Genomic DNA, 20,664 nt, shown 5'->3' with positions numbered 1-20,664 from the left:
TCGACCCAACACCCGGCACGACCGCCGGGTGGTGACCCGAGGAGCCACCCTTGGCTGCTGAGCTGCATGTCGAGCTGGTCGCCGCGGACCGCAGTGTCTGGTCCGGCGAGGCCACCCTCGTTGTCGCGCGTACCACGTCCGGCGACATCGGCGTCATGCCCGGTCACCAGCCGCTTCTGGGTGTGCTGGAATCGGGCCCCGTGACGATCCGTACGAGCGACGGCGGGACCGTTGTCGCCGCTGTCCACGGCGGTTTCATCTCGTTCGCGGACAACAAGCTGTCGCTGCTCGCGGAGATCGCCGAGCTTGCCGACGAGATCGATGTCCAGCGCGCCGAGCGTGCGCTGGAGCGCGCGAAGTCGGAGACGGACGCCGGTGCGGAGCGCCGCGCGGACGTACGACTGCGTGCGGTGGCGGCGCACTGAGCGTCCCCACGAGTAGTTCTTGACTCAGCCGCGGCCCGAGCTGGAGAGATCCAGACCGTGTCGCGGCTGAGGCGATGCAGGTGCAGTCCGGTTCGGTCCGTTACTCGACGATGCGAGGAGGTCGGTGAAGATGGTCCTCGCTCTGTGGGTGGGCGGCCTGGTCGTCGTGCTGGTCGCGGTGGGGCTTTTCGTCTTCGGCCTCCGCAGGCGGCTCATCCAGCGTTCCGGCGGTACGTTCGACTGCAGCCTGCGCTGGGACATCCCCCAGGAGCCGGACCCCTCCGGCAAGGGCTGGGTGTACGGGGTCGCCCGGTACAGCGGTGACCGTGTCGACTGGTTCCGGGTGTTCTCGTACTCGCCCCGCCCGCGCCGCGGCCTGGAGCGCTCCGCCATCGAGGTGGTCGGCCGCCGGCTGCCCGAGGGCGAGGAGGAGCTCGCGCTCCTGTCCGACTCCGTCGTGCTCGGCTGCCTCCACCGGGGGACACGCCTGGAGCTGGCGATGAGCGAGGACGCCCTGACCGGCTTCCTCGCCTGGCTGGAGGCGGCACCGCCCGGCCAGCGAGTCAATGTGGCTTGAGTAGAGGTCTCGCTGGTGGGGGTGCCCCCGGACGGAGTCCGGGGGAGGGTCAACGTGGCCTGAGCAGAGGGCCTCTCTCCCGGACGGAGTCCGAGGGAGGTGGCATGGCCTCAAGCCCTTTCCCGCCGGCCCGGACGGCGTTCCTCAGGCGGCCTCGACGGTGGCGACAACGCCCCGTACGCCCGTCCCGTCCGGCCAGGTCCAGCCCGTGACGACGCTCCCGGCAGGACCCTCGACGGCGTCCGCCCGACGCAGGACCCGGATGATCCGCGCCTTGCTCGTCCCGTCCCCGGGGCCCGCCCCGTGCACGACGACGGTCGGGTCGGGGGTGTCGCTCTCGCTCTGCATCTGGGGCTCCGCCCCGCCGCGCAGCAGCGCCTCCAACTGGGACCGGACCACGGGGTCGCGGTCGCCGTCGTAGATCCACCGGGTACCGAGCACCCCGTGCTCGGAGGTGCCGATCAGCGCGTCGGCGGGGATGTCCTTGGCCTCCGAGCCCCGATAGCTCAGCGGTGTCAGATAGGCCACGGGCCGCTGCCCGCCGGTGTCCACCACGATCATGAACTCGATCCCGACCTCGCCCTCGGGGTCGTCCAGGCGGAACCCGCCGGCCCGGACCAGTGCGGGTGACCGCCCGCCGCCCTCGTACCAGCTCTGTTCCGGGAGCCACCCGGTGAGCAGCTCGAGCTTGGTCGGTTCCAGGGTGGTGCGGTGGATGGTCGCCATCTGCGTGCTCCTTCTGCATGGGCCTGGTCCGTCCCCCGACGGGACCCCGACCGAACCTATAGGAACCCCGCCGGCATCCGGGCGAGGGCAGACGAAAACCGGGGAGACAGGGGGCGGACCTGTCTCCCCGGCGTTCTCGGGGTGCTACCGCTCGGTGGGGGTGGGGGCGTCCTAGTTGAGGCCGCTGTCCATCGCGCTCACGAGTTCACCGTTGGCGGTGTCACCGCTGAACTCCCAGAAGAACGCTCCACCGAGGCCCTGGCTGTTCGCCCAGGCCATCTTGGAACCGATGGTGGCCGGGGTGTCGTAGCTCCACCAGTTGGTGCCGCAGTGGGCGTAGGCGGTGCCGGCGATGGTGCCGGTGGCGGGGCAGCTGTTCTTGAGGACCTTGTAGTCCTCGATGCCGGCCTCGTAGGTGCCCGGGGCCGCTCCGGTGGCGGTGCCGCCCGGCGCCGCCTGGGTGACTCCGGTCCAGCCGCGGCCGTAGAAGCCGATGCCGAGCAGCAGCTTCTTGGCGGGGACGCCCTTCGCCTTCAGCTTGGCGATGGCGGCCGCGGAGTTGAAGCCCTCCTGCGGGATGCCGGTGTAGGAGGTCAGCGGGGAGTGCGGGGCGGTCGGGCCCTTGGCCTCCCAGGCGCCGAAGAAGTCGTACGTCATCACGTTGTACCAGTCGAAGCTGGTCGCGGCGCCGGCGTAGTCGGCGGCGTCGATCTTGCCGCCGTTCGAGCCGTCCGCGGTGATCGCGGCGGTGACCAGGTTGCCGGCGCCGAACTTGGTGCGCAGCGCCGAGGCGAGGTTCTTCAGTGCGGCGGGGCCGCTGGTGTCGCAGGTCAGGCCGCAGGCGTTGGGGTACTCCCAGTCGATGTCGATGCCGTCGAAGACATCGGCCCAGCGGGGGTCCTCCACCAGCTTGTAGCAGGAGTCGGCGAACGCGGCCGGGTTCTGCGCCGCGGCGCCGAAGCCACCGGACCAGGTCCAGCCGCCGAACGACCAGATCACCTTGATGTGGGGGTACTTGGCCTTCAGCTTGCGCAGCTGGTTGAAGTTGCCGCGCAGCGGCTGGTCCCACGTGTCGGCGACGCCGTCGACCGACTGGTCGGCGGTGTACGCCTTGTCGTAGTCGGCGTAGGAGTCACCGATGGTGCACTTGCCGCCCTGGACGTTGCCGAAGGCGTAGTTGATGTGCGTGATCTTCGAGGCGGAGCCCGAGGTGACCAGGTTCTTCACGTGGTAGTTGCGCCCGTAGACGCCCCAGTTGGTGAAGTATCCGAGGTTGACCTTGTCACCCGTGCCGGGGCCGGGGTCGGTGGTCCCGGTGGTGCGTACGGCGACCGAGGCGCTGACCGGGCCGGTCTGGTCGGCGGTGTCGCGGGCCTGCACCGTGTACGAGTAGTCCGTGCCCTTGGTGAGGCCGGTGTCGGTGTACGTCAGCGTGGTGACGGTCGCGACCTTGGCGCCGTCCCGCAGGACGTCATAGTTCTTGATGCCCTTGTCGTCCGTGGCGGCGCTCCAGCTGATCTTCGCGGAGGTGTCCGTCACGTTGCTCGCGGTCGGGGTGCCGGGCTTGGACGGCGCGCTGTCACCGGGGACCGTCGGGCCGCCGTCACAGGAGGCGCCGTTCAGCTTGCACCCGGTGGGGGAGCCGGAGCCGGTGCCGTTGAAGCCGAAGCTGATGCTGGCGCCGGGTGCCACCGTGCCGTTCCAGCCGAGGTTCTTGGCCGTCCAGTGGGTGCCCGAGCTGGTGACGGTGGCGTCCCAGGCGGAGCCGACCGCGGTGCCGGAGGGGAAGTCCCACTCGATCGTCCAGGAGGAGAGCGAGGTGGTGCCGGTGTTCTTGACCGTCCACTGGCCCTCGAAGCCGGTGCCCCAGTCGGACTTCTTGACGTATGTGGCGGTGGCGGAGGTCGCTGCCTCGGCGGGGGAGGCCAGGCCGACCATCGCGGCGAGGGGAAGCAGGAGGGCGGTGAGACCCGCGACCGTCCTGGACCGGGTGGCTGCGCCTGCTCCGCGTCTCCATCTGAGTCGGGTGAGGCGTACGGGGTTGTCAGTGCTCAACGGTGCTCCTCGGGTGAGGTCCGGCAAACGGGGATCTGACCCTGCGTCGCCCTGAGCCCGCTTTGTCATGGCGTACTCACCGCAGCGTGTTCGGTGAGATTAGGAAGGTCTGGACCAATCGTCAAGAGGTCCAGACCAAAGATCGAGCTCGTCGCTCAGAGATCCAACTCCTGCGCGAGTACTGCGGCTTGTACCCGGCTGCGCAGCCCGAGCTTTCCCAGCACCCTGCTGACGTGCGTCTTCACCGTCGCCTCGGCCATCGAGAGCCGCACCGCGATCTCCGCGTTGGACAGCCCCTGGCCGAGGCAGCCCAGCACCTCGCGCTCCCTGCGCGTCAGTTCGGCCAGCGCCGCCGGCGCGGGTGCGACCGGACCCCGCGCGGCGGAAGCGTCCGCGAACTCCCGGATCAGCCTGCGCGTCACGGCCGGGGCGATCAGGCCCTCGCCGCGCGCCACCGTGCGTACGGCGCCGAGGAGATCCCCCGCCTCCGTGTTCTTCAGCAGGAAGCCGGACGCACCTGCCCGCAGCGCCCCGAAGACGTACTCGTCGAGATCGAAGGTGGTCAGCACCAGCACGTCGGCCAGTCGCTCCGCCACGACCTGCCCGGTCGCCGAAACCCCGTCGAGCCGCGGCATCTGAATGTCCATCAGCACCAGATCCGGCCGTAGTTCACGGGCCAGGCGTACGGCTTCCTCGCCGTCGGCCGCCTCGCCCACCACCTCGATGTCCGGGGCGCTGCGCAGGATCAAAACCAGTCCGGCGCGTACGGCCGACTGGTCCTCCGCCACGAGCACACGGATACTCATGCTCCCTGCGTCCTCTCCTCGACGGGCAGTTCGGCCCGCACCCGCCAGATCCGTACACCGTTCTCGCCGGGTTCGGGCCCCGCCCGCATGGTCCCGCCCAACAGCGCCACCCTCTCCCGCATCCCGAGGAGACCGGCCCCCGAGCCCGGCGCACGCGGCCCGGGACGGTCGCCGAACACGCTGCTCACCTCGACGCCGAGCGCGGCGCGCGAGGTCTCCAGCCGCACCACCACAGGGCCGGGCGCCGCGTGCTTCAGCGCGTTCGTCAGCGACTCCTGGACGATGCGGTACGCGGCCAGTTCCACCGGCGCGGGCAACGGTCCGGACTCCACGCGGGCGTCCTCCAGGGTGACGGTGAGCCCGCTGGAGGCGGAGTTCGCACCGGCCTGCCCCACGAGGGCGTCCAGCGAGGCGAGGGTCGGTGCGGCGCTCGGCGGACCGTCCGCGCCGTTCTCCCGCAGCAGCCCGATCAGCCGGCGCATCTCGGCCAGCCCGTCGACACTGTTCCGCCTGATCACCCCCAGAGCCTCCCGGGACGTGCCCGGATCGCCGATGGAGAGCGCCGCGGTGGAGTGGATGGCGATCGCGGAGAGATGGTTGGCGACCATGTCGTGGAGCTCGCGTGCCATCCGTGACCGCTCCGCCGTCACCGCCTGGGCCCGGTCCATCTCGGCGAGCAGCGCCGTCTGGTCGGCGCGGAGCCGGGCGGCCTCGGCGGCGTCCCGGTGGTTGCGGACACTCGCGCCGGTGAGGGCCGGACCGAAGCAGACCATGCCCACGACGATGCCGATGAGCAGGGCGTCCGCCGTGGGCGCCCAGGCCACGAAGCCGAGCGTGACGGCGACGGTGACGAGCAGCGTGATCACCGGGATCCGCCGGGACGCGGCGGGGGAGCCGTACAGCACCGCGGCGTACACCAGGTCTGTGAACATCAGCACGGTGGCCAGGCTGCCCACGGTGAACTGGTCCGCCACCAGTGCGAGCGCGCCCACCGTCAGAGCGGTCCGGGGAGCGGAGCGCCGCAGCAGCTCCGAGCCCGACGTGACCGCCAGCGGGAGCAGCGACACCCAAGGGGCGTCGAAGAGCCGCCCGTTCTGGATGTGGATGCCGACCAGCCACAGGAACAGACCGCCGGACAGCCCGGAGGCGGCCAGGATCACGTCGTGGCGGTGCGGGCGCGCGAGGGAGGGCACCCGTCCATCCAACACGGCGAGGCGTCCCGCCACGTCCGTACGGAGAGTGAGCCGCGCCTACATCGAAGGATGCAGTCGCCTCTCGTCACAGCCGACGACGCCACGGCGCCGCCGGGGAGGGAACCTGGAGCCGACGGGAAGGAGAGGGACCGTGATCGTCACGCTGATCGTGCTCTGCGAGATCGGATTCTGGGTGCTGCTGGCCGCGGGGCTCGCACTGCGGTACGTCGCGAGGAAGCCCCGGCTGGGTGCGGCCGTGCTGCTCTGCGAGCCGCTGCTCGAGGTCGTACTGCTCGTGGTGACTGCCGTCGACCTCAGGAACGGCGCCGAGCCGGACTGGAAGCACGGCCTGGCCGCGGTCTACATCGGCTTCACCGTCGCCCTCGGCCACTCCACCGTCAAGTGGGTCGACGCCAGGGTCGCCCACCGCTTCGCCGGCGGCCCGCCGCCGGTGCGGCCGCCCAGGTACGGGATGGCGCGGGCAGCCCACGAGTGGCGCACCGCCGCCCGCTGGAGCCTGGCGGCGGCGATCGCGATCGCCCTGCTCCAGGCGGCAGCCTGGTACGTCGGAGAGGAAGGGGACACCGGCTCGCTGGAGATGTGGAGGGGGACGATGCTCTGGGTGATCGGGATCAACCTGCTCATCGCGGGCAGCTACACGCTCTTTCCGAAGCGGGAGCCCAAGGCGCCCTTGGGCTCCGGGCGCTGATCAGCGCTCGCCGCCCGGCACCCACAGCACGTCGCCGACCTCCTTGTTCGCGGTCCTGGCCAGGATGAACAGGAGGTCGGAGAGCCGGTTGAGGTACGTCGCGGTCAACGCGTTCATGATCTCGCCGTGCGCCTCCAGTGCCGCCCAGGTCGACCGCTCGGCACGCCGGACCACCGTGCACGCCTGGTGGAGCAGCGCCGCGCCCGGGGTACCCCCCGGAAGGATGAAGCTCCGCAGCTTCTCCAACTCCTCCAGGAAGGTGTCGCAGTCGGCCTCCAGCTTGTCGATGTACGACTGCTCCACCCGCAGCGGCGGGTACTCCGGGTTCTCCACCACCGGGGTGGCGAGGTCCGCGCCGACGTCGAACAGGTCGTTCTGCACCCGGACGAGGACCTTCACGACGTCCTCGGAGAGGTCGCCGAGGGCGATGGCCGTACCGATCACGGCGTTGGCCTCGTTGGTGTCGGCGTAGGCCGCGATCCGGAGATCGGTCTTGGCGGTCCGGCTCATGTCTCCGAGGGCGGTGGTGCCCTTGTCGCCGGTGCGGGTGTAGATGCGCGTCAGGTTGACCATGGGGTCAGCGTAGTTACGCTCCCGCTCGCCGGAAGACCCGTGTGCCGACCGTCACGGCGAGAACGGCGAAGCCGAGTGCCACCAGGAACCCGTACAGCATGTGCGCCGTGGCGTAGGAGCCGACGTACGCGTCCCGCACCGCGTCCACCAGATAGCGCAGCGGCGTGAAGTGCGAGAGGACGTCCAGCCACGCGGGGCCGAGCGTCATCGGCAGCATCAGGCCGGAGAGGAGCATCGCCGGCATGGTGAGCGCGTTGATCACCGGCCCGAACTCCTGCGGTGTGCGCACCCGCATCGCCAGGGCGTACGACAGCGAGGCCAGCGAGAGGGCCAGCAGGCCCACGAACGCGAAGCCGATCAGCACGCCGGGCAGCGGTGCGCGCAGCCCCATGGCGAGGGCGGCGAGCACCAGCAGCACGGCCTGGAACACGAAGAGCAGCGCGTCCCGCAGCACTCGTCCCAGGAGCAGGGCGAGGCGGCTGACAGGGGTCACGCGCATGCGTTCCACCACTCCCGTCGACTTCTCGATGATGATCGAGAAACCGGCGAACGAGGCCCCGAAGAGGCTGAGTTGCAGCAGCAGGCCGGGCACCAGGACCTGCCAGGAGTCGCCGGCGGAACCGAGCGGCAGGCCCGTGAGGAGAGGTCCGAAGAACAGCAGGTGGAGCAACGGCATCAGGATCCCGAAGAGGATCTGGAACCTGGAGCGCAGGGTCTGCCGGAGGTACCGGCCGAAGACCAGCGAGGTGTCGTGGAGAAGCATCCTGGGTCCTATACGGCGACGGGGGCGGGAGCCGCGTCCGCCGGGGTGCGCCCGGTGATCGCGAGGAAGGCGTCATGGAGCGAGGCGCCGGGCGACCCGGCGTACGCGGACTTCAGCGCTGAGGGGGAGCCCTCCGCGACGACCAGGCCGCCGTCCACCACCACCAGCCGGTCGGCCAGGGCGTCGGCCTCGTCCAGATGGTGGGTGGTGAGCACGACGGTCGTGCCGAAGTCGTCCCGGAGCGCCCGGACCAGGTCCCACAGGTCCTCGCGGCTGCCCGGATCGAGCCCCGTGGTCGGTTCGTCGAGGAAGAGGACCGGTGGGCGGTGGGTGAGGCCCATCGCGATGTCGAGGCGGCGGCGCTGGCCGCCGGAGAGAGCGGACGTCCGGCGCTCCAGCAGGCCGCCGAGGCCGAGCTGCCCGGCCAGCTCTTCGGCGCGAGCGGCGGCCTCGGCCTTGCCGAGCCGGTACAGGCGTCCCTGTGTGACCAGCTCCTCCCGCACGCCGAGGTGCGGATCCACCCCGCCGGACTGGGCGACGTAGCCGCACTTCGCGCGGACACCCGCGGGGTCGGCCACCAGGTCGCAGCCGGCCACGGTGGCTGCCCCGCCGGTCGGTGCCAACAGGGTGGTGAGCATCCGGAGCGTGGTGGTCTTCCCCGCTCCGTTGGGCCCGAGAAGGCCGACGATCTCGCCGGGCATGACGGTCAGATCGACCGAACGCACGGCCCGCACCGGGCCCGCCTTGGTCTCGAAGGTCCGGGAGAGCCCGGACGTACTGATGATCGGCATAGCGACTACAAAAACAGAGTCAGTGAAAAAATGCAATGACTCCAAAAATTCAGAGGGCCCATGAAATCCGTAGGATGGGCGCATGACTGAAGGGCTGAGGGAGCGGAAGAAGCGCCGGACGAGGCAGCACCTCTCCGACGTGGCCACCGGACTCTTCGTGGAGCGGGGCTTCGACGCGGTCACCATCGCCGAGATCGCCCAGGCGGCCGACGTCTCGGTCAACACGGTGTACAACTACTTCCCGGCCAAGGAGGACCTCTTCCTGGACCGGGGCAGCGATGTGATCGACCGCCTGTCCCGCTACGTCCGGGGCCGCGGCAAGGGGGAGTCCGCCGCCGACGCCGTCCTGCGTGAGCTGCGGATCCAGGTGACGGGCGTCTCGCCCGCCGTCGGCCTGATGGCCGGATACGCGAGCTTCATGCGGGTCATCGAGGGGGCCGACGGCCTCAAGGCCCGCCTCTGGCACATCGGGCAGGAGGCCCAGGCGGATCTGGAGGCGACCGTCCGGGAGGAGTCCGGGACGGATCCGGGCGACCCGGTGCCGGATCTGGTGGCGGGTCAGCTGTCCTGGGTGCACAGCACGCTCATGGCGTACATCGGCCGGGAGATGATGGCGGGCCGGGATCCGGTCGAGGTCTCCCGTGACGCGCTGGTACTCCTGGACGAGATGGAGGACCTCCTTGGTGAGCGGGTCCTCAACTACGCCCGGCGCGCCGTCGCGTGACACCGACCGGTGTGATGTCCGTCATGTGAGACGTGACGCGCATCTCTTCGCGGCCTCACGGGCCCTCACGGGTACTAACCTCCGCCGGAGAGCATGCAACGTACAAGACTGCATAGGGGTGCGAATCGTGGCCAGGAAGCTCGCCGTCATCGGCGCCGGACTCATGGGGTCCGGTATCGCGCAGGTCTCCGCCCAGGCCGGCTGGGACGTCGTGCTGCGTGACGTCACCGACGAGGCCCTGGCGCGCGGACGCGGCGGCATCGAGGCCAGTTACGGGAAGTTCGTCGCCAAGGGCAAGCTGGAAGCGGCCGAGGCCGAGGCCGCGCTCGCCCGGATCACCACCACCACCGACCTGGACGCGGTGGCCGACGCGGACGTCGTCGTGGAGGCCGTCTTCGAGAAGCTCGAGGTCAAGCACGAGATCTTCCGGACGCTCGACAAGGTCGTGCGGGAGGACACCGTCCTGGCCTCCAACACCTCCGCGATCCCGATCACCAAGATCGCGGCGGTCACCGAGCGTCCGGAGCGGGTCGTCGGCGTGCACTTCTTCTCGCCGGTCCCGATGATGCAGCTCTGCGAACTGGTGCGCGGCTACAAGACCAGCGACGAAACCCTGGCCACCGCCCGGGAGTTCGCCGAATCCGTCGGCAAGACCTGCATCGTCGTCAACCGCGACGTCGCGGGCTTCGTCACCACCCGGCTGATCTCGGCCCTGGTCGTCGAGGCGGCCAAGCTGTACGAGTCCGGCGTAGCCTCCGCCGAGGACATCGACACCGCGTGCAAGCTGGGCTTCGGGCACGCGATGGGCCCGCTCGCCACGGCCGACATGACCGGGGTGGACATCCTCCTGCACGCCACGGGCAACATCTACACCGAGTCCCAGGACGAGAAGTTCGCGGCTCCCGAGCTGATGCGCCGGATGGTCGACGCCGGTGACATCGGCCGCAAGAGCGGGCAGGGCTTCTACACCTACTGATCACGGGGCCGTGTCCCCACCGGTGTCCCGGGCCGTCCGATCCGCGGAGGAACGGACGCGGGGCACCGGGATCCGTCGCCGTCAGGTACGCGGATCCGGTGGACACCACCGGACCGGTTTCACCCCTCGGGGTGAATTCGGTATCGGTTCGCTTACAGACGGCAACTTCCCCGTCGCTGACGCAGTCAGTGGTGGCAAGGGAAGCAGAGCACGAACAGAACAAGACAGACCGACCACTACGGGGTATATCCGGGGAGCGCATATGCACATCAGGGGCGACCACGCCGAGCTGGTCGTCGGGGGCCGCCTCGACGTCCGAAGCGCGGCGGACGCCCGTACGGTTCTGCATTCGGCCGTCGACGACGGAGTCGGGGACCTCGTGCTGAACCTGACCGAGCTCGACTCCTGGGACGCCACCGGACTCGGCGTCATCATGGGCGCGCACCGCAGAGCCGGCCGGGCCGGCCGACGTCTCGTGCTGCGCGGCGTGCCGCCGCAGATGCAGCGGCTGCTCGTGGCGACCAGACTGCACCGGATCCTGGCCATCGAGGGCGGGATCGCCGCGGACTCCCTGCCACGCGTCTGAGGCCGCCGCGACATCCGCACAATCCTCACGAGAACGTGATGTCCGGGGCAGCGCGGCACCCCAGCCGTTCGTAGATACTGTGCGAAGGTTTAGGGTTCGGCCGTCCGCACATGGACGTGGACCCGCCGGCGCACCCCGGCCGGGACGACGACGGGCGTGCGGAGCCGGAGGGACAACCGCGCGCTGCGCGTCTGGGGGCTTTTGAGGATGGACCCGACCAACCGGGGACCGGAAGAGTACGGTCACGGCAACGACCGGTCCGGGGACGACGGCGGGCGCCGACGGCAGTCCCGAGACCCGCTGACACCCGACTTCGGGCATCAGACACCGCAGAAGTCACGCACCGTGCAGCTGATATCGGGTGACTTCCTCCTCACCGTGAACCCGGTCGACGGCAGCGAGATAGAGCCCTGCCGGCCGGGCGAGCAGCCCGACGCACCCGTACGGCACACCGCCGCCCGGCGCGTGGAGCGTGAGCGGGCGGCGGCGCCGCCCGTCCCTCCCGGGCCGCCCGCCCCGCAGATGCCCCTCCTCGAACGCGAGGAGGAGCGGGAGAAGCTGGTACGGCTGCTCGCCCGGGGACGCTCGGTCCGTCTCACCGGGCCGGCCGGATCCGGCCGCACAGCCCTGCTCGACGCCGTCGCCGCCGACTGCGCGGACCTCGCGCCCGACGGGATCGTGCGGCTGTCCGGTCACAAGCGCACCGCCGGTGAACTGCTCCACGCGCTGTTCGAGGCCGTCTACGAGGCTCCGCTGCACCGCCCCGACCGCGAGGACCTCCACACGCTCGTCCAGGGGATCGGAGCCGTCGTCGTCGTCGACGACACGGAGATCGGCGGGGCACAGCTCCAGGAGCTTCTCGACGCCACCCCCGAGTGCGCGTTCCTCCTCGCCACCGCCCCCGACGCGCCCGCCCCGTCGGCCGAGGCCAACCTCGACGAAGTCCCCCTCACCGGTCTCGGCCGCGCCGCCTCGATCGAGCTCATGGAGCACGTCGTGGAACGCCCGCTCACCGAGGAGGAGGCGAACTGGGCGGGCGACCTCTGGTTCGAGTCGGAAGGGCTGCCCCTGCGTTTCGTCCAGGCCGGGGCGCTGCTCCGTCGCCACGACGACCTGCGCACCGGTCAGGAGGCCTTCGACGCCGACCACGCCGACTACGACGACGACCCCGAGGACGCACCCTTCGGCCGTCGGCCGGAGCCTGCCCGGATGCCGCTGCCCAGCCTCGGCGAGGGTGCGGCGCCCGCCGCCCTGATCGCCTCACGGCTGAGCGAGGCCGCCCGGGAGGCACTGCGCTTCGCCGTGGCACTCGGCGGCGAGGTGCCCCACCAGGCCCATCTGCCGGCCCTCGTGGGAGACACCCACGCCGACGCCGCCCTCGGTGAACTGGCCGGCAACGGCCTGCTCTCCCCGGCCGGCCCCCGCTACCGGCTCGCGGCCGGGGCCCTGGCGCAGCTGGAGGCGAGCGGCTACGGCGACGGTGCCGAGGAACACGCCCGCAGCGTCGCCCAGCACTACGCCTGGTGGGCGGCGCACCCCTCCGTCACGCCCGAGCGCGCGGCGGCCGAGGCCGACGCGATCATCGCCGCCATGGCCCGTCTCGTCCCCGGTGACACACCGGGGCAGGCCAGCGTGGCGGTCCTGCTCGCCCGCAGCGCCGCTCCCGCCTTCGCGGCGGCCATGCAGTGGGGAGCCTGGGAGAAGAGCCTCAGAACAGGCCAGGAAGCCGCTCGTATCGCCGGTGAGGTCGCGGAAGAGGCCTACTTCCACCACGAGTTGGGCATCCTCGCGCTCTGCACCGGTCAACTGGACAGGGCCAGGGCCGAACTGGAGACCTCCATCAGCATGCGCGGGGCGCTCGCCGACAAGCCCGGCGCGGTCGCCGGCCGCAGGGCGCTCGCACTCGTCGCCGACCGCTCCGGTGAACCGCTGCCCAGCACCCTCGTCGGCGAGGACATCCCCCTCGCGCCCAGGGACGAGCCCAGCTCGCCTCCCCGTGGCATCCCTCCGGCCACTCCTCTCTTCCCCCGGCCGACGGAGACCTCCGCGACCCTGATCACCCGTCAGGAACTGCCGCCCGCCGCCCCCGCCCGAGGGCCCGTCGGAGTCCTCAAGGGGGCCCGGCGCAACCTGGTCGCGGTGGGTGCCGGGGCGCTCCTGGCCGCGGTCCTCGGCACGGTGGTGACCCTCGGGGCCACCTCGGGGAGCGGCGAGGACCCGGAAGGGCAGAACGTCACCACCGAGCAGTCGGCGGGCGAGGACGGCGCCGACGACGGCTACACCGAGGACGAGCCGACCGCGGGCCCGGCCACCGGCGCCCCGTCCACGGACGGCCCGACGTCACCGGGGCCGTCGGGCACCGCCGGCCCGTCCGAGAGCGGCACGCCGTCCGCCGGCACCTCGGACCCCGGCACGAGCCCCTCAGGCACCCCGTCCGAGAGCGACACCACGGACCGCCCGACGCACACCCCGTCGCCCTCGAAGACGACCAAGCCGCCCAAGCCCACCGAGACCGGGACCCCGACCGAGACGCCCACCGACCCCGAGTCCCCCTCGCCCACACCCTCGGAGACGGAGACCACCACCGAGCCGTCGACGTCGGACTCCGCGAGCGGACCCACGGCGACAGTCACCGCGTCCACGACGCGGGACGGGACCGCCGCACCGGCGATCACGGCCTGAGAGACGGAACGCCGCACGGACCCGGTCCTCCGGATCCGTGCGGCGTCGTCGTGCGGGGCCGGGTCTCAGAAGAGCCGCAGCTTGTCGTCCTCGATACCGCGCATCGCGTCGTAGTCGAGCACCAGGCAGCCGATGCCCCGGTCCGTCGCCAGCACACGGGCCTGCGGCTTGATCTCCTGAGCCGCGAACACACCCCGCACCGGAGCCAGATGCGGATCACGGTTGAGCAGCTCCAGATAGCGGGTCAGCTGCTCCACGCCGTCGATGTCGCCCCGCCGCTTGAGCTCCACGGCCACGGTGGCGCCGTCCGCGTCCCGGCACAGGATGTCGACCGGGCCGATCGCGGTCGGGTACTCCCGGCGGATCAGGGTGTAGCCCTCGCCGATCGTCTCGATGCGGTCGGCGAGCAGCTCCTGGAGATGTGCCTCCACACCGTCCTTGATGAGCCCCGGGTCGACACCCAGTTCGTGGGACGAGTCATGGAGGATCTCCTCCATGGTGATGATCAGTTTCTCGCCCGCTTTGTTCACCACCGTCCAGACGCCCTCGTTCTCGTCGGCGCCCTCCTTGAGGGTGCACGGCGGGGACATCCAGTTGAGCGGTTTGTAGGCCCGGTCGTCTGCGTGGATCGAGACGCTGCCGTCCGCCTTCACCAGGATCAGACGGGGGGCGGAGGGCAGGTGGGCGGTGAGCCGGCCCGCGTAGTCGACGGAGCAACGGGCGATGACGAGACGCATGGTCGGCAACGCTACTCGACTACCCGTGCCTGACGCGATTCCCGCCCGGATCGTCCGAGGGGGCCCTTGACCCCCGGGCATCGGGCTTGCCCCTCTTTGCGAGTGTTCGACAATGGCCGGTTGTGTTCCCAATCTCCTGGTGCGGCCCGGACTGCGCCCTTACCGTGGAAGCAGGAGGTCGCCGCATGTGTACGCAGCGTCGCCGTCCTGCCCCGCCCGTAAGGCCCCGGCCATCCGTCGGGGCCGCGAGAGGAGAACCCATGTCGCTCGACGTCTCACCGGCCCTGTTGGAACAGGCCGAGCGAGGCGAGGTCGACGAAGCCGACTTCGTCGACTGCGTCCGGACCTCCCTGCCCTTCGCATGGGAGATGATCAGCTCCCTGGTGGCTCAGCTCAAGGTCGACGGCGGAGAGTTCGCCGACAACCAGACGCCCCCGCCGGACGAGCAGGCACGTGGTCAGCTGCTGCGTGCACTCGCGAGTGATGCGATACGCGGCGCACTGCAGCGGCACTTCGGAGTGCGCCTGGCATTCCAGAACTGCCACCGGGTCGCGGTGTTCCCCCTGGACGCCTCGGCCGACGACCGACTGGCCCGATTCACCTCGGTGAGGGGCCAGTTGCTCAACCAGTCGCCCGAACTCCGCGACTGCTGAGCGCATTGCCGCCGCTCCGGGCCGCGGGAGGTTCAACTGGCCCGGGGCGGCAGCACCCGCACCACCGCACCAGGACGAACAACGTGAACGGGTCACTCCAGCAACGGCAGCACTTCCGTGCCCAGCCGCTGCACATTCGTCTCCGTCGCCGCGAGATCGCCCGACCCCTCCACCATGAGGGCGAACCGGGTGATGCCCGTGCGCTCCGCGGTGGCCGCGAGCCGGTCGGCCGCGAGCCGCGGCGAGCCCACCGGGTGCAGGCCGCAGAGGAACTCCGTGTACGCCACGGGGTCCCGCATCACCCGGTGCCGCCCGTCGACCGTCACATGGGCGTCGAGCCCCTGTCGCAGCCACCCCGGCATCGCCTTCACGAGCGTCTCCACGGCGTCGGCGGGACGGTCGGCGATCTGTGCCACCCCTGCGGACACATGTGCTACCCGCTCGACCACCTCCGCCGGCTGACCGGCCTCCCGGGCGGCCGATCGCCACAGGGCGACCATGTCCGCCTTCTCCTCGTCGCCGCAATGCATCCCGAGGAGCATCGGCAAACCCTTTCCAGCGGCGAGTTTCACGCTTTTCGGCGAAGTGCACGCGACGATCACCTCGGGGCGCTGAGGGCCGTCCCCGAGGATCTCGTCGGCACGCGGGACGACCGCCACCTCCCGGAAGCCGAAGCGCTTCCCGCGGCCTGCCACCCGGGGCTCGCCGAGCCAGTCGAGCAGCAGGTCCAAGGACTCGGGGAAGCCCTTCTCGTACGCCTCCAGACCGCTTCCGAACACCTCCAGATCGACCCAGGGGCCGCCCCGCCCCACCCCGAGGGTGAAGCGCCCGCCGCTGGTCAGGTGCAGCAGGGCCGCCTGCTCGCCCACCATCACCGGATGCTGGCTCGGCAGCACGGTCACCGCCGTGCCCACCCGGATTCTCCGGGTGCGGCCGAGCAGCAGGGCGGCCAGTGTCGTGGCGGACGGGCACACCCCGTACGGCACGAAGTGATGCTCCGCCAGCCAGACGGAGTCGAGCCCGGACTCCTCCGCGACCTCCGCGGAGCGGACGGCCCGGTGCAGGGCCTCACCCTGGCCCTGGCCCGGAAACTGAGCTGCCAGTACGAACGTTCCTACGCGCATCGCCTTCTGCCTCCTTGCGGCCGACGCGGCTGCCCCCTCACGGGCAACAACGTCTGACACGTGCCAAAGGCACGGTCCAGGGCGAAGTTGTTGCGATTTTCCGGTAACCCACCCGCCCCGGTGGCGCTCACGCGCCACTCCTGACACGTGCCCGCGCCCGATGGCTCTAGGCTGGACGGAACGATCCGCCCGTTACCGTTCCGTGAGGTGTCCCGTGTCCCCGCGCCGTAACCGCCCCCGAGGCGGCGAGAGTCCGACCGGCAGCACGAGCGGAGCGGGGGAGCGGTACGGCGCCGGAGGCGCGACGGAGAGCTGGCAGGGCGAGGAGTGGTCCGTGCGCCCGGTGAGCGGCGCGAGCGCGGCCGGCAAACGCTACCGTTGCCCCGGCTGCGACCAGGAGATCCCCTCCGGCGTCCCGCATCTCGTCGCCTGGTCCGAGTACGGCGGGGTGGACGACCGCAGGCACTGGCACAAGGCCTGCTGGAACGCGAAGGACCGCCGCACCACCCGGGTGCAGCGGTCCAGGAACGCCCCGCGCTACTGACCCGGGCGCCTCAGACGTCCCTCCGGTCCAGCGCCACGAAGGCGCCGGCCATCGTCACCGCGGTCACCCCGAGGATGATCCACAGGGGCTCCCAGCCGGACGGCCCCGACGCGGTCATCGAGGCGTCGTACATCGCGCCCAGCTGGCTGGGGATCGAGTACTCGAAGAGCGCCTCCTGCACACCGGAGAGGGTCGGCGAGAACATGAACATCGCCAGCACCAGCGGGAGCAGCACCAGCGCGATCATGATCGTGATCGCGCCCGCGGAGTGCCGGATGAGGGCGCCGACCGCGAGCGAGAGCAGGCCGAGGGTCGCCACGTAGAGGCCGACACCCACCGTCGAGCGCACCCAGAGGCCCGTGTCGGGTGTGGCGCCGTCCAGGAGCGCCGTCTGCAGGACCCCCACGATCCCCGTGGTCACCGTGGTGATGGCGAAGGCGAGCAGGAAGAAGACCACCGACTTGGCGATCAGCATCCGGGACCGGCTCGGGCACGCCGTCAGCGTCGTGCGGATCATTCCGGTGCCGTACTCGGACGCGATGGTCAGCACCCCGAGGGTGATCACACAGATCGAACCCAGCAGCACCCCGAAGAAGCCGAGGCTGAGTACGGAGGTCTCCTCCAGCGCGGCGTCCGACACGCTCACCGCGAAGGCGGTGAGCAGCCCGATGCCGAGCAGCAGCACGATCATCACCCCCAGCGTCCACATGGTGGAGCGCACCGAGCGGATCTTGGTCCACTCGGAGGCGATCGCGTCCCCGAGACCGGGGGTGCGCACGGGGATGGGCGAGGCGTAGAGGCCGTCGTGACCGCCCCCGTGCTGCCACGGCTGCTCGTACGGCGTCCGGGGGGCCTGCGGGGGAGACGGTGGAGTCGCCGGCATCGTCATCGGGGGTCCTCGCTCGTCCTGTGCCCCTGGCCGTCCGCGGGGGCGGCGGGCTCGGGTGCGGTGGCGTACGGATTCTGTCCTGGGGGAGGCGGGGCGTACCAGCTCTGCTGCGGGACCTCCGGCGGCGCCTGCGGCACCGGGCCCGGCCCGTGGGGGGCGTAGCCGGGCGGCGGCAACTGGAGACCCGCCCTGGCGTCCGTGGTGGAGCGGTAGTCCACCGCGCCCTGCGTCATTCGCATGTACGCCTCCTCGAGCGACGCCCGGTGCGGTGAGAGCTCCCACAGGCGTACGTCCGAGGCGTACGCCAGATCGCTGATCCGGGGCAGCGGCAGACCGGTCACCCGAAGCGCCCCGTCGGCCTCGGGCATGACGCGGCCGCCTGCCTCCGTCAGCGAGGAGGTCAGCTTCTCCCTCAGCTCCGCGGCCTCCGACGCGACCCGGACCCGGGCGAAGTCGGCGGAGTTGGCGGAGATGAAGTCGGTGACGCTCATGTCGGACAGCAACTGCCCGCGGCCGATCACGATCAGATGGTCGGCGGTCAGCGCCATCTCGCTCATCAGGTGGCTGGAGACGAAGACGGTACGGCCCTCGGACGCGAGGCGCTTCATCAGATTGCGGACCCAGAGGATGCCCTCGGGGTCCAGGCCGTTGACCGGCTCGTCGAAGAGCAGCACCTGAGGGTCGCCGAGCAGCGCCGCCGCGATGCCCAGGCGCTGCCCCATGCCGAGCGAGAAGCCGTTGGAGCGCTTCTTGGCGACATCCCTGAGCCCCACGACGTCGAGCACCTCGTCCACCCGGGCGGCGGGGATGCCGGCCAGCTGGGCCAGGGACAGCAGGTGGTTGCGGGCGCTGCGCCCGCCGTGCACCGCCTTGGCGTCGAGCAGGGCACCCACCTGCCGCGGAGCGTTGGGGAGGCTGCGGAAGGCATGGCCGCCGATCGTCACATGTCCGGACGTCGGGCGGTCCAGGCCCAGCATCATCCGCATGGTCGTCGACTTGCCCGACCCGTTGGGGCCGAGGAAGCCGGTGACGGCGCCCGGCCGCACCTGGAAGGAAAGGTTGTACACGGCCGTCTTGGCGCCGTAGCGCTTGGTCAGGCCGACCGCCTCGATCATTCTCCAGCCCCATCGACTTGTCCGTCGTCGGGGCTCCGGGCTTCCCTCCGAACGCCCCCGTAAGAGTTAGGAGGATAACCAGCGCCCGACGGTTCCGGCCAAGCCCGAGAGCGGTGCGTCGGGACCGGGCGGGAGGTCAGGCGTCCCGCTTCCTCAGGACCAGGTAGCCGCCTGCGAGGGCCGCGAGCACCCACAGCACCATGATCCCGAGACCGCCCCAGGGGCCGTACGGCGCGGGATCGCTGTTCATGGCGTCGGGAACCACCTGCATCACCTTGGAACCGGCCTGGTCCGGGAAGTACCGGGCCACGCTCTTGGCGCCGGGGACCGCGGAGAGGATCTGCGAGACGAGGAAGAAGAACGGCATCAGGATGCCCAGCGACAGCATCGAACTGCGCAGCATCGTGGCCACGCCCATGGAGAAGACCGCGATCAGCCCCATGTAGAGCCCGCCGCCGAAGACCGCGCGCAGCACGTTCTGGGCACCGAGGTCGGTGCCGCGGTCACCGAGCATGGCCTGGCTCAGGAAGAAGGTCACGAAACTGGTGGCCAGACCGACCAGCAGGGCCAGGACCCCGGCCACCGCGATCTTGCTGAAGAGGAACGTCCCGCGCTGCGGCACGGCGGCGAGCGAGGTGCGGATCATGCCGGAGCTGTACTCCGTGCCCACCACGAGGACACCGAAGACGACCATCGCGAGCTGGCCCAGGACCATGCCGGAGAAGCTGACGAACGTCGGGTCGAAGGTGGCCTGCTCCGCCGCCGAGAGATCGTCGAACTGGCTGTTCAGCAGGGCGCTCAGCGCCGCGCCCATGGCCACCGTCACGAGGAACGCGGAGATCAGCGTCCAGGTGGTCGACGAGACCGTACGGATCTTGGTCCACTCCGAATTGAGAACCGCGGGTACCGTTGCCATGGCGGTCACACCTCCTTCGCGCGTTCGTCGGCCACGGGGGCGGCCGGCCGGCGCCCCTCCCATCCGTCGCCCCAGTGCGGGCCCACCTGTGGAGGAGGTGCCCCGCCGTCCCGCTCGGAGTGCGCGTGGTACTCCACGGAGCCCGCGGTCATCTGCATGAAGGCCTCCTCCAGGGAGGCCCGCTGGGCGCTCAGCTCGTGCAGGACGATGCCGTGCCGGCCGGCCAGCTCGCCCAGCCTCTCCGGTTCCTCGCCGTCGATCTCCAGCGTGCCGTTGCCCGACTCGACCGCCACGACGCCCTCCGCGTGCAGCAGATCGCGCAGGCGTTCCTGCTCGGGGGAGCGCATCCGCACGAAACTGCGGGAGTTCTCATGGATGAAGTCGGCCATCGAGGTGTCGGCGAGCAGCTTGCCCTGCCCGATGACGATCAGATGGTCGGCGGTCAGCGCCATCTCGCTCATGAGGTGGCTGGAGACGAAGATGGTCCGGCCCTCCGCGGCGAGGGTCTTCATCAGGTTCCGGATCCAGTGGATGCCCTCCGGGTCCAGCCCGTTCACGGGCTCGTCGAACATCAGGATCTCCGGATCGCCGAGCAGCGCCGCCGCGATCCCCAGCCGCTGCCCCATGCCGAGCGAGAAGCCCTTGGACTTCTTCTTCGCCACCGCGCTCAGGCCCACCGTGTCGAGCACCTGGGAGACACGGCTCGTCGGGATGCGGTTGCTCTGGGCGAGACAGAGGAGGTTGTTGTAGGCGCTGCGGCCACCGTGCATCGACTTCGCGTCGAGCAGTGCCCCGATGTGCTTGAGCGGCTCCTGGAGCTCACGGTAGTGACGGCCGTCGATGCGTACCGTCCCGCTCGTCGGGTTGTCGAGATCGAGCATCATGCGCATGGTGGTGGACTTGCCGGCGCCGTTCGGGCCGAGGAACCCCGTCACCATGCCGGGTCTGACCCGGCATGAGAGATGGTCGACGGCAACCTTGTTGCCGAAGCGTTTGGTGAGACCGTCGAGCTCGATCATGCGTTCACGCTAGAACGGCCGCGCGCCCGGCGCCACCACAAGGGCGGAACCGGGCGCGCAAGGGGTACAGCTGATGTACGT

General features: G+C 70.7%; 22 protein-coding genes. 9 read left to right on the top strand and 13 right to left on the bottom strand.

Features of this window, described 5'->3' with window-relative positions:
- The first annotated feature begins 50 nt into the window (after positions 1 to 50).
- On the top strand, positions 51 to 425 hold the full coding sequence (locus ACGFNN_RS10205) for a F0F1 ATP synthase subunit epsilon (RefSeq protein ID WP_325747706.1): 375 nt from the start codon (positions 51 to 53) through the stop codon (positions 423 to 425).
- Between the two features lie 130 nt (positions 426 to 555).
- A complete protein-coding gene (locus ACGFNN_RS10200) occupies positions 556 to 1,002 on the top strand; it encodes a DUF2550 domain-containing protein (protein ID WP_385024260.1) in 447 nt (148 codons plus the stop codon).
- A 144-nt stretch (positions 1,003 to 1,146) separates the two neighbouring features.
- On the opposite strand, the gene ACGFNN_RS10195 is transcribed toward ACGFNN_RS10200, so the two are convergent.
- The 4 genes from ACGFNN_RS10195 to ACGFNN_RS10180 form a co-directional block, all read right to left on the bottom strand.
- Positions 1,147 to 1,728 carry a 1,4-alpha-glucan branching protein gene (locus ACGFNN_RS10195; RefSeq protein WP_393554538.1) on the bottom strand — a complete coding sequence of 194 codons (582 nt, stop codon included), beginning with the start codon at positions 1,726 to 1,728 and terminating at the stop codon, positions 1,147 to 1,149.
- 171 nt (positions 1,729 to 1,899) lie between these two features.
- A complete protein-coding gene (locus ACGFNN_RS10190) occupies positions 1,900 to 3,783 on the bottom strand; it encodes a glycosyl hydrolase family 18 protein (protein ID WP_393554536.1) in 1,884 nt (627 codons plus the stop codon).
- A 155-nt stretch (positions 3,784 to 3,938) separates the two neighbouring features.
- A complete protein-coding gene (locus ACGFNN_RS10185; RefSeq protein ID WP_393554534.1) occupies positions 3,939 to 4,589 on the bottom strand; it encodes a response regulator in 651 nt (216 codons plus the stop codon).
- Positions 4,586 to 5,782, bottom strand: a complete 1,197-nt coding sequence (locus tag ACGFNN_RS10180) for a sensor histidine kinase (protein ID WP_393554532.1) — start codon at positions 5,780 to 5,782, stop codon at positions 4,586 to 4,588. The genes ACGFNN_RS10185 and ACGFNN_RS10180 overlap by 4 nt, the downstream gene beginning before the upstream one ends.
- 151 nt (positions 5,783 to 5,933) lie before the next feature.
- Between ACGFNN_RS10180 and ACGFNN_RS10175 the strand changes: the two genes are divergently transcribed.
- Positions 5,934 to 6,491 carry a hypothetical protein gene (locus ACGFNN_RS10175; protein ID WP_393554530.1) on the top strand — a complete coding sequence of 186 codons (558 nt, stop codon included), beginning with the start codon at positions 5,934 to 5,936 and terminating at the stop codon, positions 6,489 to 6,491.
- Here the strand turns inward: ACGFNN_RS10175 and ACGFNN_RS10170 are convergent, their stop codons facing one another.
- From ACGFNN_RS10170 to ACGFNN_RS10160, 3 genes are read right to left on the bottom strand one after another with little or no spacing between them, the layout of a single operon-like run.
- On the bottom strand, positions 6,492 to 7,064 hold the full coding sequence (locus tag ACGFNN_RS10170) for a cob(I)yrinic acid a,c-diamide adenosyltransferase (RefSeq protein ID WP_393554528.1): 573 nt from the start codon (positions 7,062 to 7,064) through the stop codon (positions 6,492 to 6,494).
- 13 nt (positions 7,065 to 7,077) lie between these two features.
- Positions 7,078 to 7,827 carry an ABC transporter permease gene (locus ACGFNN_RS10165; protein WP_393554526.1) on the bottom strand — a complete coding sequence of 250 codons (750 nt, stop codon included), beginning with the start codon at positions 7,825 to 7,827 and terminating at the stop codon, positions 7,078 to 7,080.
- Between the two features lie 8 nt (positions 7,828 to 7,835).
- Positions 7,836 to 8,618, bottom strand: coding sequence for an ABC transporter ATP-binding protein (locus ACGFNN_RS10160; RefSeq protein WP_393554524.1), 783 nt, complete (start codon positions 8,616 to 8,618; stop codon positions 7,836 to 7,838).
- An 82-nt stretch (positions 8,619 to 8,700) separates the two neighbouring features.
- Here ACGFNN_RS10160 and ACGFNN_RS10155 point away from each other — a divergent pair, with 82 nt between their 5' ends.
- From ACGFNN_RS10155 to ACGFNN_RS10140, 4 genes are all read left to right on the top strand, one after another.
- A complete protein-coding gene (locus ACGFNN_RS10155) occupies positions 8,701 to 9,342 on the top strand; it encodes a TetR/AcrR family transcriptional regulator (protein ID WP_393554522.1) in 642 nt (213 codons plus the stop codon).
- A 127-nt stretch (positions 9,343 to 9,469) separates the two neighbouring features.
- Positions 9,470 to 10,318, top strand: a complete 849-nt coding sequence (locus tag ACGFNN_RS10150; RefSeq protein WP_362665404.1) for a 3-hydroxyacyl-CoA dehydrogenase family protein — start codon at positions 9,470 to 9,472, stop codon at positions 10,316 to 10,318.
- A gap of 262 nt (positions 10,319 to 10,580) precedes the next feature.
- Positions 10,581 to 10,904, top strand: coding sequence for an STAS domain-containing protein (locus ACGFNN_RS10145; protein ID WP_362542252.1), 324 nt, complete (start codon positions 10,581 to 10,583; stop codon positions 10,902 to 10,904).
- Positions 10,905 to 11,111: 207 nt separating this feature from the next.
- A complete protein-coding gene (locus ACGFNN_RS10140; RefSeq protein ID WP_393554520.1) occupies positions 11,112 to 13,586 on the top strand; it encodes an ATP-binding protein in 2,475 nt (824 codons plus the stop codon).
- A 65-nt stretch (positions 13,587 to 13,651) separates the two neighbouring features.
- On the opposite strand, the gene nucS is transcribed toward ACGFNN_RS10140, so the two are convergent.
- Complete coding sequence (gene nucS / locus ACGFNN_RS10135; RefSeq protein WP_014154036.1) at positions 13,652 to 14,323, bottom strand: endonuclease NucS; 672 nt, start codon at positions 14,321 to 14,323, stop codon at positions 13,652 to 13,654.
- 260 nt (positions 14,324 to 14,583) lie between these two features.
- On the opposite strand from nucS, the gene ACGFNN_RS10130 reads away from it, so the two are divergent.
- The gene (locus tag ACGFNN_RS10130) at positions 14,584 to 14,976 is read left to right on the top strand and encodes an SCO5389 family protein (RefSeq protein ID WP_362542243.1); all 393 of its coding nucleotides are present in this window, start codon (positions 14,584 to 14,586) and stop codon (positions 14,974 to 14,976) included.
- Positions 14,977 to 15,068: 92 nt separating this feature from the next.
- Here ACGFNN_RS10130 and ACGFNN_RS10125 read toward each other — a convergent pair whose 3' ends face one another.
- The gene (locus ACGFNN_RS10125; RefSeq protein ID WP_393554517.1) at positions 15,069 to 16,100 is read right to left on the bottom strand and encodes an LLM class flavin-dependent oxidoreductase; all 1,032 of its coding nucleotides are present in this window, start codon (positions 16,098 to 16,100) and stop codon (positions 15,069 to 15,071) included.
- Positions 16,101 to 16,314: 214 nt separating this feature from the next.
- On the opposite strand from ACGFNN_RS10125, the gene ACGFNN_RS10120 reads away from it, so the two are divergent.
- A complete protein-coding gene (locus ACGFNN_RS10120) occupies positions 16,315 to 16,644 on the top strand; it encodes an ATP/GTP-binding protein (protein WP_362542237.1) in 330 nt (109 codons plus the stop codon).
- Between the two features lie 10 nt (positions 16,645 to 16,654).
- Here ACGFNN_RS10120 and ACGFNN_RS10115 read toward each other — a convergent pair whose 3' ends face one another.
- The 4 genes from ACGFNN_RS10115 to ACGFNN_RS10100 all read right to left on the bottom strand — a co-directional run bounded on the left by ACGFNN_RS10115 (position 16,655) and on the right by ACGFNN_RS10100 (position 20,583).
- Positions 16,655 to 17,533, bottom strand: a complete 879-nt coding sequence (locus tag ACGFNN_RS10115; RefSeq protein WP_393554515.1) for an ABC transporter permease subunit — start codon at positions 17,531 to 17,533, stop codon at positions 16,655 to 16,657.
- Entirely contained in the window at positions 17,530 to 18,648 is a 1,119-nt protein-coding gene (locus tag ACGFNN_RS10110; protein WP_393554513.1) for an ABC transporter ATP-binding protein, read from the bottom strand. Before ACGFNN_RS10110 ends, ACGFNN_RS10115 begins: the two co-directional genes overlap by 4 nt.
- 136 nt (positions 18,649 to 18,784) lie before the next feature.
- Complete coding sequence (locus ACGFNN_RS10105) at positions 18,785 to 19,564, bottom strand: ABC transporter permease subunit (protein WP_362542228.1); 780 nt, start codon at positions 19,562 to 19,564, stop codon at positions 18,785 to 18,787.
- A gap of 5 nt (positions 19,565 to 19,569) precedes the next feature.
- Entirely contained in the window at positions 19,570 to 20,583 is a 1,014-nt protein-coding gene (locus ACGFNN_RS10100) for an ATP-binding cassette domain-containing protein (RefSeq protein ID WP_393554512.1), read from the bottom strand.
- Positions 20,584 to 20,664 lie beyond the last annotated feature (81 nt).

Origin of the sequence: Streptomyces sp. NPDC048590, from assembly GCF_043199535.1 — a bacterium.
In the GTDB taxonomy this organism is placed as follows: Bacteria; Actinomycetota; Actinomycetes; order Streptomycetales; family Streptomycetaceae; genus Streptomyces.
The sequence above is the reverse complement of the archived record's forward strand: the minus strand, read 5'-3'. Positions and strand labels throughout refer to the sequence as shown.

Coding starts and splice junctions, on each gene's coding strand:
- ACGFNN_RS10200 (WP_385024260.1), top strand. CDS start 556: ATGGTCCTCGCTCTGTGGGTGGGCGGCCTGGTCGTCGTGCTGGTCGCG.
- ACGFNN_RS10195 (WP_393554538.1), bottom strand. CDS start 1,728: ATGGCGACCATCCACCGCACCACCCTGGAACCGACCAAGCTCGAGCTG.
- ACGFNN_RS10185 (WP_393554534.1), bottom strand. CDS start 4,589: ATGAGTATCCGTGTGCTCGTGGCGGAGGACCAGTCGGCCGTACGCGCC.
- ACGFNN_RS10170 (WP_393554528.1), bottom strand. CDS start 7,064: ATGGTCAACCTGACGCGCATCTACACCCGCACCGGCGACAAGGGCACC.
- ACGFNN_RS10165 (WP_393554526.1), bottom strand. CDS start 7,827: ATGCTTCTCCACGACACCTCGCTGGTCTTCGGCCGGTACCTCCGGCAG.
- ACGFNN_RS10160 (WP_393554524.1), bottom strand. CDS start 8,618: ATGCCGATCATCAGTACGTCCGGGCTCTCCCGGACCTTCGAGACCAAG.
- ACGFNN_RS10155 (WP_393554522.1), top strand. CDS start 8,701: ATGACTGAAGGGCTGAGGGAGCGGAAGAAGCGCCGGACGAGGCAGCAC.
- ACGFNN_RS10145 (WP_362542252.1), top strand. CDS start 10,581: ATGCACATCAGGGGCGACCACGCCGAGCTGGTCGTCGGGGGCCGCCTC.
- ACGFNN_RS10140 (WP_393554520.1), top strand. CDS start 11,112: ATGGACCCGACCAACCGGGGACCGGAAGAGTACGGTCACGGCAACGAC.
- nucS (WP_014154036.1), bottom strand. CDS start 14,323: ATGCGTCTCGTCATCGCCCGTTGCTCCGTCGACTACGCGGGCCGGCTC.
- ACGFNN_RS10130 (WP_362542243.1), top strand. CDS start 14,584: ATGTCGCTCGACGTCTCACCGGCCCTGTTGGAACAGGCCGAGCGAGGC.
- ACGFNN_RS10125 (WP_393554517.1), bottom strand. CDS start 16,100: ATGCGCGTAGGAACGTTCGTACTGGCAGCTCAGTTTCCGGGCCAGGGC.
- ACGFNN_RS10115 (WP_393554515.1), bottom strand. CDS start 17,533: ATGACGATGCCGGCGACTCCACCGTCTCCCCCGCAGGCCCCCCGGACG.
- ACGFNN_RS10110 (WP_393554513.1), bottom strand. CDS start 18,648: ATGATCGAGGCGGTCGGCCTGACCAAGCGCTACGGCGCCAAGACGGCC.
- ACGFNN_RS10105 (WP_362542228.1), bottom strand. CDS start 19,564: ATGGCAACGGTACCCGCGGTTCTCAATTCGGAGTGGACCAAGATCCGT.
- ACGFNN_RS10100 (WP_393554512.1), bottom strand. CDS start 20,583: ATGATCGAGCTCGACGGTCTCACCAAACGCTTCGGCAACAAGGTTGCC.